This window comes from Polaromonas sp. YR568 (assembly GCF_943371715.1).
In the GTDB taxonomy this organism is placed as follows: domain Bacteria; phylum Pseudomonadota; class Gammaproteobacteria; order Burkholderiales; family Burkholderiaceae_C; genus Polaromonas.
This window is the reverse complement of the sequence record NZ_CALRVW010000046.1, coordinates 1-8,155: the sequence shown is the minus strand read 5'-3', so window position 1 is coordinate 8,155 and position 8,155 is coordinate 1. Positions and strand designations below refer to the sequence as shown.

Annotated in this window: 7 protein-coding genes; 2 read left to right on the top strand and 5 right to left on the bottom strand. The window is 65.2% G+C overall.

Going from position 1 to position 8,155, the window contains the following annotated elements; all coding sequences use genetic code 11:
• A partial coding sequence (gene queG / locus AAG813_RS19590; RefSeq protein ID WP_341917763.1) for a tRNA epoxyqueuosine(34) reductase QueG occupies positions 1-802 on the bottom strand: 802 nt, incomplete at its 3' end.
• Between the two features lie 51 nt (positions 803-853).
• On the opposite strand from queG, the gene tsaE reads away from it, so the two are divergent.
• Together tsaE and AAG813_RS19580 are read left to right on the top strand one after the other, a co-directional pair.
• Positions 854-1,327, top strand: coding sequence for a tRNA (adenosine(37)-N6)-threonylcarbamoyltransferase complex ATPase subunit type 1 TsaE (gene tsaE, locus AAG813_RS19585; RefSeq protein ID WP_341917761.1), 474 nt, complete (start codon positions 854-856; stop codon positions 1,325-1,327).
• Positions 1,324-2,742 (top strand): N-acetylmuramoyl-L-alanine amidase, encoded by a 1,419-nt coding sequence (locus AAG813_RS19580; protein WP_341917760.1) that lies wholly within the window; start codon positions 1,324-1,326, stop codon positions 2,740-2,742. The genes tsaE and AAG813_RS19580 overlap by 4 nt, the downstream gene beginning before the upstream one ends.
• Before the next feature lie 580 nt (positions 2,743-3,322).
• Here AAG813_RS19580 and AAG813_RS19575 read toward each other — a convergent pair.
• The 4 genes from AAG813_RS19575 to AAG813_RS19560 all read right to left on the bottom strand — a co-directional run bounded on the left by AAG813_RS19575 (position 3,323) and on the right by AAG813_RS19560 (position 7,804).
• Positions 3,323-3,811 (bottom strand): aromatic-ring-hydroxylating dioxygenase subunit beta, encoded by a 489-nt coding sequence (locus tag AAG813_RS19575; protein WP_341917759.1) that lies wholly within the window; start codon positions 3,809-3,811, stop codon positions 3,323-3,325.
• A complete protein-coding gene (locus tag AAG813_RS19570) occupies positions 3,808-5,115 on the bottom strand; it encodes an aromatic ring-hydroxylating dioxygenase subunit alpha (RefSeq protein WP_341917762.1) in 1,308 nt (435 codons plus the stop codon). The genes AAG813_RS19575 and AAG813_RS19570 overlap by 4 nt, the downstream gene beginning before the upstream one ends.
• Before the next feature lie 85 nt (positions 5,116-5,200).
• Complete coding sequence (locus AAG813_RS19565; RefSeq protein WP_341917758.1) at positions 5,201-7,054, bottom strand: long-chain fatty acid--CoA ligase; 1,854 nt, start codon at positions 7,052-7,054, stop codon at positions 5,201-5,203.
• Positions 7,055-7,150: 96 nt separating this feature from the next.
• The gene (locus AAG813_RS19560) at positions 7,151-7,804 is read right to left on the bottom strand and encodes a DedA family protein (RefSeq protein ID WP_341917756.1); all 654 of its coding nucleotides are present in this window, start codon (positions 7,802-7,804) and stop codon (positions 7,151-7,153) included.
• Between the last annotated feature and the right edge of the window lie 351 nt (positions 7,805-8,155).

The following is an 8,155-nucleotide window of genomic DNA, read 5'->3' as shown; positions in this document are numbered from 1 at the left end:
CCTGGCGCTCGTCGAAGTCGGGCAAGGCACTGCGCTGCGCAAACTTGTTCCAGGGGCAGATCAGCTGGCAGTCGTCACAGCCGTAGATGCGGTTGGCGATCAGCGGCCGCAGTTCCAGCGGAATAGCACCCGCATGTTCAATCGTCAGGTAAGAGATGCAACGGCGTGCGTCGAGCTTGTGCGGCGCCACGATGGCCTGCGTCGGGCAAATCGTGATGCAGGCGCTGCAGCTGCCGCAGTGGTCGCTGACGGGTTCGCTGGGCGGCAGGGCCAGATCGACATAGATCTCGCCCAGGAAAAACATGGACCCGGCCTCGCGGTTGAGCAGCAGCGTGTGCTTGCCGCGCCAGCCCTGGCCGCTGCGTGCAGCGAGTTCTGCCTCGAGCACCGGCGCCGAGTCGGTGAACACGCGGTGCCCCAGCGCATGCACCTCGGCTTCGATGCGCTCGCTGAGTTTTTGCAGGCGCGCCCGCATGATCTTGTGATAATCGCGTCCCCGCGCATAGACCGACACGATGGCTTCGCCGGGCCGCTGCAGGCGCGCCAGCTCCGCCGCCTGCCACTGCCCCGGCTGCGCGGGTGTGGACGCCGGCAGGTAGTCCATGCGCGCGGTGATCACGCTGACCGTGCCGGGCACGAGTTCGGCCGGCCGCGCCCGCTTCAGGCCGTGCGCCGCCATGTAATTCATGTCACCATGAAAGCCCGCAGCCAGCCAGGCCGACAAGCCCGGCTCAGCCGATGACAGGTCCACACCCGCAATGCCAATTTGCGAAAATCCAAGCTCGCGCGCCCATGACTGAATCTGAGAAACGAATTGATGGCTATTGAAGATCACCAACACATTGTAAAAAGGATGGCCTGGGACAGCGAAGCCCAGACCCAGGCCTTTGCCGAAGCCCTGGCCGCAAAACTGCGCGCCAGTGCCGGGGGCGCCAACGCGCTGATCCAGCTGCACGGCGATCTGGGCGCCGGGAAAACCACCCTGGCCCGGCATCTGCTCAAGGCCCTCGGCGTGACGGGCCGCGTCAAAAGCCCGACCTACGCGGTGGTGGAGCCCTACAGCGTGGCCGACCCGGCCGCAGCGGACGGCATGCTGTCCATCTGGCATTTTGATTTTTTCCGTTTCAACGATCCCGACGAGTGGGAAGAAGCCGGTTTTCGCGACATCTTCGCCAGCCCCGGCCTGAAACTCGTCGAGTGGCCCGAAAAAGCCGGCAGCCACCTGCCGCCCGCCGACCTGGACATCCACATCGAGATGCTGGCTGACGAGACGCGCGCCGTCACGCTCACCGCCCACACGGACGCCGGCGCGGCGCTGCTGCCATGAGGAGCAAGCCTTCCTCCAACGTCAGCCGGCGTAGCGCGCTGCAGATGGGCAGCCTGGTCCTGCTGCTGGGCGTGCAGCAGATCGCCCGCGGCGCGACGATTCTGGCGGTGCGGGTCTGGCCGGCCAAGGACTACAGCCGCGTCACCATCGAGTCCGACACGGGCCTGAAAACCAAGACCTACTTCATTGCCGAGCCGCCGCGCCTGGCGGTGGACATCGAAGGCATCGACCTGATCCCGGCGCTGCGCGAGCTGGTGGCCAAGGTCAAGCCCGACGACCCGAACATCTCCGGCATCCGTGTCGGACAAAACGCGCCGGGCGTGGTGCGCCTGGTCATCGACCTCAAGCAGCACATGCTGCCGCAGGTGTTCACCCTGCCTCCGGTGGCCGCTTACCAGCACCGGCTGGTGTTCGACCTCTACCCGACGCAGGTGCTGGACCCGCTGGAGGCCCTGATTGCCGAGCGGCTCAAGGACAAGCCGGACCAGGGTGCCGCGGCCGATGCCATCGGAGACCTGCTGGCGCGGCAGACGCCCCGGCCCGCGGCTGGCAAACCGGCTCCCGACAATCCTGCGCCTGTACCTGCAGCCCCCGCAGCGCCGGCCGCGGGTGCGGACAGGGACCGGCCAGCCAGCACCAGCCCGCCCGTCGCCCAGGCGCCGTCCGACAGCGTGGGCGCGGGTGCAGGCGGCCGCAACAAGACCGACCGCCTCATCATCGTGGCGCTGGACCCCGGCCACGGCGGCGAAGACCCGGGCGCCATCGGCCCCGGCGGCACGCGCGAGAAAGACGTGGTGCTGCAGATCGCCTTGCGCCTGCGCGAACGCATCAACAAGATCCCGAACATGCGCGCCTTCCTCACGCGGGACGCCGACTTTTTTGTGCCTCTGCACGTGCGTGTGCAAAAGGCCCGCCGCGTGCAGGCCGACCTGTTCATCAGCATCCATGCCGATGCCTTCTTCACGCCCCGGCCGCAGGGCGCCAGCGTGTTTGCGCTCAGCGAAAAAGGCGCGACCAGCAGCTCGGCGCGCTGGATGGCCGACAAGGAAAACTCCGCCGACCTGGTGGGCGGCGTCAATGTGAAGGCCAAGGACGCGCAGGTGCAACGCGCGCTGCTCGACATGAGCACGACCGCACAGATCAACGACAGCCTCAAGCTCGGCGGTGCCATGCTCGGCGAGATCGGCAGCGTCGGCAAGCTGCACAAGCCACGTGTCGAGCAGGCCGGTTTTGCGGTGCTGAAGGCGCCCGACATCCCCAGCGTGCTGGTGGAAACCGCCTTCATCAGCAACCCCGATGAAGAGGCCAAGCTGCGCAGCGAGGCCTACCAGGTGCAGCTGGCCGATGCGCTGATGCGGGGCATCGGCAGCTACTTCGCGAAAAATCCACCGCTGGCGCGCAACCGTCCGCTGTAGGTACGGACACGCCCCGCAGAAGATATCAAGCGTCACGCTGCGCCTGCCATCCGCCTTGGGCAGTAGAAGCGACTCCCCACTCCCTCCCCCAGCCCCTCCCTCGCCCCGCTGGGCGATGGCGGGGAGCTTCATTGGGCCACGTGTGCTGCGATCGCGTGCAAACTCCCCTGCCGCTTGACTCCGACCTGACGCGCTTTGCGCGTCAGGTCTCCCCGCATCCGCACCCGTACCCGTACCCGTACCCGAATTTGTTCCCCCACCCGTCGGGCTTGGCCGAGGAGCGCAGCCGAAAGCGGATCAGGGCGAGCGATTGTCTGAGCGTAGCGAGTTCGAGCTCGACCCCGCTTTCGGCGAGCACCGCAGGTTGCCCGCAGCGAAGCGGAGGGACCCAGACCATCGGGTCGCCTTTTCTTTTCCTTAGGTTTCTTTGGCGAAGCAAAGAAAAGTAAGTCGCCCGCCGGGGCGAGACCCGGCTTGCGGGCGAACCGCCAGCGCAAGAGGAACACGGAAAACCCGGCTTCACCCTTCGGCAAGCTCAGGACAGGCCAAGCTCAGCCCGAACGGTGCCTGTGGTCAGCAATCAAACCGGATAAATCAGCGAGTTGAGAATCATCTCGCTGTCGTACACACACAGGCGGCGCCTGAACTTCAGACCTTCAACGGTGCGGACGATCTCGTCGACATAACGCCCCACGTTGTAGACCTCGCTGACACCCGCCGGCCGGGTGCGGAACACCGCGTAGTTCGCCTGCGCCGTGATGACATCGCCGTCAACCGACAAGACCTGCGCCGCGGCGACGACATGCCGCATGTAGTAGGGCCCGTGGTAAATCGTCTGCGTGATGCCGTAAACGCGGTCTTTCATCATGCCGCGGCTTTCCAGGTCCATCAGCGCCAGCGGCAGGCCGCGGTCGAAATTCTCGCGCGCCTGCACGGTGTAACGGCCGGCCTCGAGGAAAAATTCCGGCCAGGCATCGAAACGTTTTTCATCCAGCACGGCCGCGTAGGCCGCGTTGAGCTGGTCGATCTCGAACTGAAGCACCAGCCGTTCCAGCGTCGCACTGCTCATGGCGTCATCACTTTCTTCCAGTAGGCATACATGCTGCGGATCAGCGTCTCGGTCACCATGTGTTCGGTCGCCTCGGTACCGGTGCCCCCGAGCTCGCACAGCGTCGAACGCCCTTCTCCGCCCTGGCGGAAACCGTCCTGGCTGAACTCGATGACCTCGCCGTCGTCGGCGCTGACAAAGCCCGCCGGCCCGAACAGGTTGGCCTGGCGCAGGCGCCGCCGCGTCATCTCGGGGGTGTCGTCGGCAAAACCGAAATGTGTCCAGACAAAATCAAACTCGCCCTCGCCGCGCGGCACGATGTGGCGCGTGCTCAGCGAGTTCACCTGCTGCTGGATGATCAGGCTGGGAAACAGCGTGATCATGGTCACGGTCGGCGTGATGTCGGTGCCGGGATTGGAGGGATCATCGACCGTCCACCACGCTTCGGGAACCACGTCGAGCAGGCGGTCGTCGTGCAGCGCCATGTTGGCCTTGAACGAGGTCACGCCCTCGGTCACCGCGGCGTTCTGCCCGCCTTCGTTGCGGCGCGAGATCATTACCGCATGGCGGCCGTGTTCGTCCATCACCATGCGGCTTTTCTGGTCGGCGCGCCACAGGCCGAAGGTGACAAACCAGGTGTGCAGCAACCCCGGGTGATAGGGGTCCTTGATGTTTTCCATCATCAGCTTCCAGTTGCCCGGAATGCGCTGGCGGTTGTAGCCCAGCAAGGTGAGTTGCCGGCCCTTGAAGATGCGGTCCAGCCAGGGCATCACCTGGGGGCCCAGGTAATCTTCCAGCGACTCGGTCGCCTCGCTGAAGGTCGCAAACACCAGACCGTGCAGCACCGCCACGCGCAGCTTGGTCAGGCCATGGTCTTTCAACTCAAAACCTTCGGGCATGCCGCCATTGATGCAGTCGCCCTCCTTGACACCATCCTTGAAAGGCAGCCCGGCGAGGTCGCCGTTGAGCTTGTAGGTCCACTGGTGGTAGGGGCAGACAAAGCTGCGCGCGTTGCCCTGCGGGTTCTGGCAGAACCGCACACCGCGGTGGGCGCAGCGGTTTTCCACCACGCGGATGCCGTGGTCGGTGCCGCGGTCTTTCGGTGCCACGCGGTCACGCACCATCACGACCTGGCGCTCACCGACATGGCTTAACTTGAAGTCGCCGAGCTTGGGAATCTCGACCTCGAGCCCGACATAACACCAGTGCGGACCGTAGAAAATCTTCTCGAGTTCGCGCTGATAAAGCTGGGCGTCGGTGTAGGCCCAGAAGGGGACGCGGCTGGAGCCCGGCTCGCTCCAGCGGGAAAGGGATTGATCAGCCATCATGCAAGCATCTTCCCGGCCGGCTGTCCGGCCTGTGATTCATCCGATAATCATAAGCTTACTTATCAATTCCGGGAAACAGGGTTTATGCGGACCCGCCACCCCGCCGCGCCTGCGGGTGGTACATGGCCTCGATCTCCTGCGCAAAACGCTTCATCAGGTTGTTGCGTTTGAGCTTGAGCGTCGGGGTCATCAGTGCGTTTTCGACCGTCCACGGCTCCATTGTCAGCAGCACGGCGCGCGGCATGGCGTAACGCGCGAAATTCGCGGTCTGGGCCGCCATGCGCTTGAGCGCGGCCTGGTGCACCGTCGGCAGGTTCAGGCTGGCGGCGTCATCGGGATTGACCCCGAGCGAATCAGCCAGCCGGCGCCATTCCGCCGGGTTCACCACCGCCACGCAGGCGATGAAGGGCTGGTTCTCACCGACCACAAACACCTGCGCGAACAGGGGATCGACCGCGATAGCCAGTTCCAGGTCGCCCGGCGGCACCTTCTCGCCGGTCGAGGTGACGATGATTTCCTTGATGCGGCCCATGATGCGGATGCGCCCGCCCGGCATGTCCGCCTGGTCGCCAGTGGACAGCCAGCCGTCGGGCGTCAGCACCCGCGCCGTGTCCTCGGGCCGTTTCCAGTAGCCCCGCATCACCGACGGGCCGCGCACCTGCAGTTCACGGTTCTCGCCCAGGCGCACCTCCACCCCAGGCAAGGCCCGGCCCACGGTGGCCGGGTCGTTGTCTTCCACGCCGTTGGCCGCCACCACCGGCGAGGTTTCCGTCATGCCATAACCCTGCAGCAGGGGCAGACCCAGTCCCAGAAAGCAGCGGGCCACCGCGTGTGACAGCGGCGCGCCGCCGCTGACGGCCACCCGCACCCGCCCGCCAAACTGCGCACGCAGGGTGCGCGCCACCAGGCGATCCAGCAAGGGCCACAGCATCGGGTCCAGCCAGGCCCAGGCACTGCCCTCGCCCGCAGCGAGCGGCAGGCCCTGCGACCGGCAAAAACGCCGCCAGCCCACGGCCTGGGTGGCCTCGAACAAACGGGTTTTCAATGGCGAGGTGGCCAGGGTTTCCTGCAGTTTGGCAAACACCCGCTCGTAGATGCGGGGCACCGAGATCAGCACCGTGGGGCGCACGGTTTTCAGGTCCTCGGCCAGCAAGGACACCGAACGCGCATAGACCACGCAGCTTCCGGACGCCATCGGCAGGTAATAGCCCGCGGTGCGTTCAAAGGTATGGGACAGCGGCAAAAACGAGAGGAACACATCGTCCACCGTGGGCACCACACGCGCCAGGATGGCCTGCACATTGGCCACCACGTTGCGGTGCGTGAGCATCACACCCTTGGGCTTGCCGGTGGTGCCTGAGGTATAGACGATGGCGGCCAGGTCGTCCCCGGATGGCGGCACCACAGCGCCATCCGCGCCCTGCCCGGCGGCCAGCCAGTCGGCCAGCGAACACACGGGCACGTCCGCGCCGCCTGCATCGGGTGCCACGGCTTCACCACTGACCACGACGCGCCTGAGCGCCGGCATGGCCACACCCAGCGCTCTGATCGCATGCCACTGCGCCAGGGACGAGACCATGAGCAGCGCGGCCTCGCAGTCCGCCAGGATGTAAGCAATGCTGCCCGGGTTGTCCAGCGCATGGAGCGGCACCGGCACATGGCCGAGCGCCAGGGCCGCCTGGTCGAGACTGACGGCATCCAGTCCGTTGGGAAGCAGGATGGCAATGCTGGCATGGTTCGGCAAGCGCATGGCTGCCAGCGCCTGACCCCATTGGGCAAAACGCTCGCCGGCCTGGGCCCAGGTGGTGGCGACCCAGCGGCCGGCGCCGGCATCAAATTCGCGATAGGCCTCGGCTTGCGGGCTGTGTGCCACACGAAAGGCCAGCAGCTCGGGGAGGGTGCGGACGGTGGAAAAATCGATCTCGGTGACAGTCATGGGCAGCTTGTTGGAAACGGGGTGTACTCCAAGGCAGTGTGCACCGCGCAGACGCGCGCGCCCTGCCCTGGGTCAATACAGCGGGTAAAAAACCCGTCAGTGCGCCGGTTGCCGGGCGGACCGGCTGGCTTTCCATGCGCCGTACAGCACAAACAGCCCGGGGATCAGGATCATGGCCCAGATGATCTTGCTCAGGTTGGCCTGCACCCACGGCAGGTTGCCGAAGAAATAACCGGCCGAGCACAGCCCCACCACCCAGATCAGCGCACCGATCACGTTGTAGGCGGTGAATTTGGTGCGGCTCATCTCGGCCACGCCCGCCACAAAAGGCGCGAACGTGCGAATGAAGGGCATGAAACGCGCAATGATGATGGTGATGCCGCCATAACGCTCGTAGAAGTCGTGCGCCTGGTTGAATGCGCGCTTGTTGAAAAACCGCGACTGCTCCCACTGGAACACCTTGGGGCCGAAGTGCCGGCCTATCGCATAGTTGCACTGGTCGCCCAGGATGGCGGCCACCAGCATCACGGCAATGGCCACCGGCAGGCTCAGCAGGCCGACCCCGCAGAGGGCGCCCACCACGAACAACAGCGAATCCCCGGGCAGGAAAGGCATGACCACCACGCCGGTTTCCACAAAAATGATGAGGAAAAGCAGGGCATAAACCCAGGTGCCGTAGCTTTGTGTAAAGGCCTCCAGGTGTTTGTCCACATGAAGGATGAAGTCCATCAGAAAAGCAAGTAGTTCCATGGGGGTGATTTTGACATGGTGAGTCCCTTCGGCTTTTGCAAGCCTGTGCTTTGCAGGTGCTTCGAGCAAGCCGGGGGTTGCCCGGCGGCAACTCACTTTTCTTTTGCGTCGCCAAAAGAAAAGTAAGCAAAAGAAAAGGCGACCCTGCTGTCTGCGTCCCCCTTCGCTGACGCTACGGGGGCAACCTGCGGTGCTCGGTCCAGCCGGGGCCGGGCTCGAACTCGCTACGCTCAAACAATCGCCCGTCCTGATCCGTCTGGACCTCCGCTCCTCGGCGCAGCCAGAAGGGTGGTGGGGTCGGGAGCGGGTTCGGATCCGCAATCGGGTTCCGGCGAGGACGCGCAAAGCGCG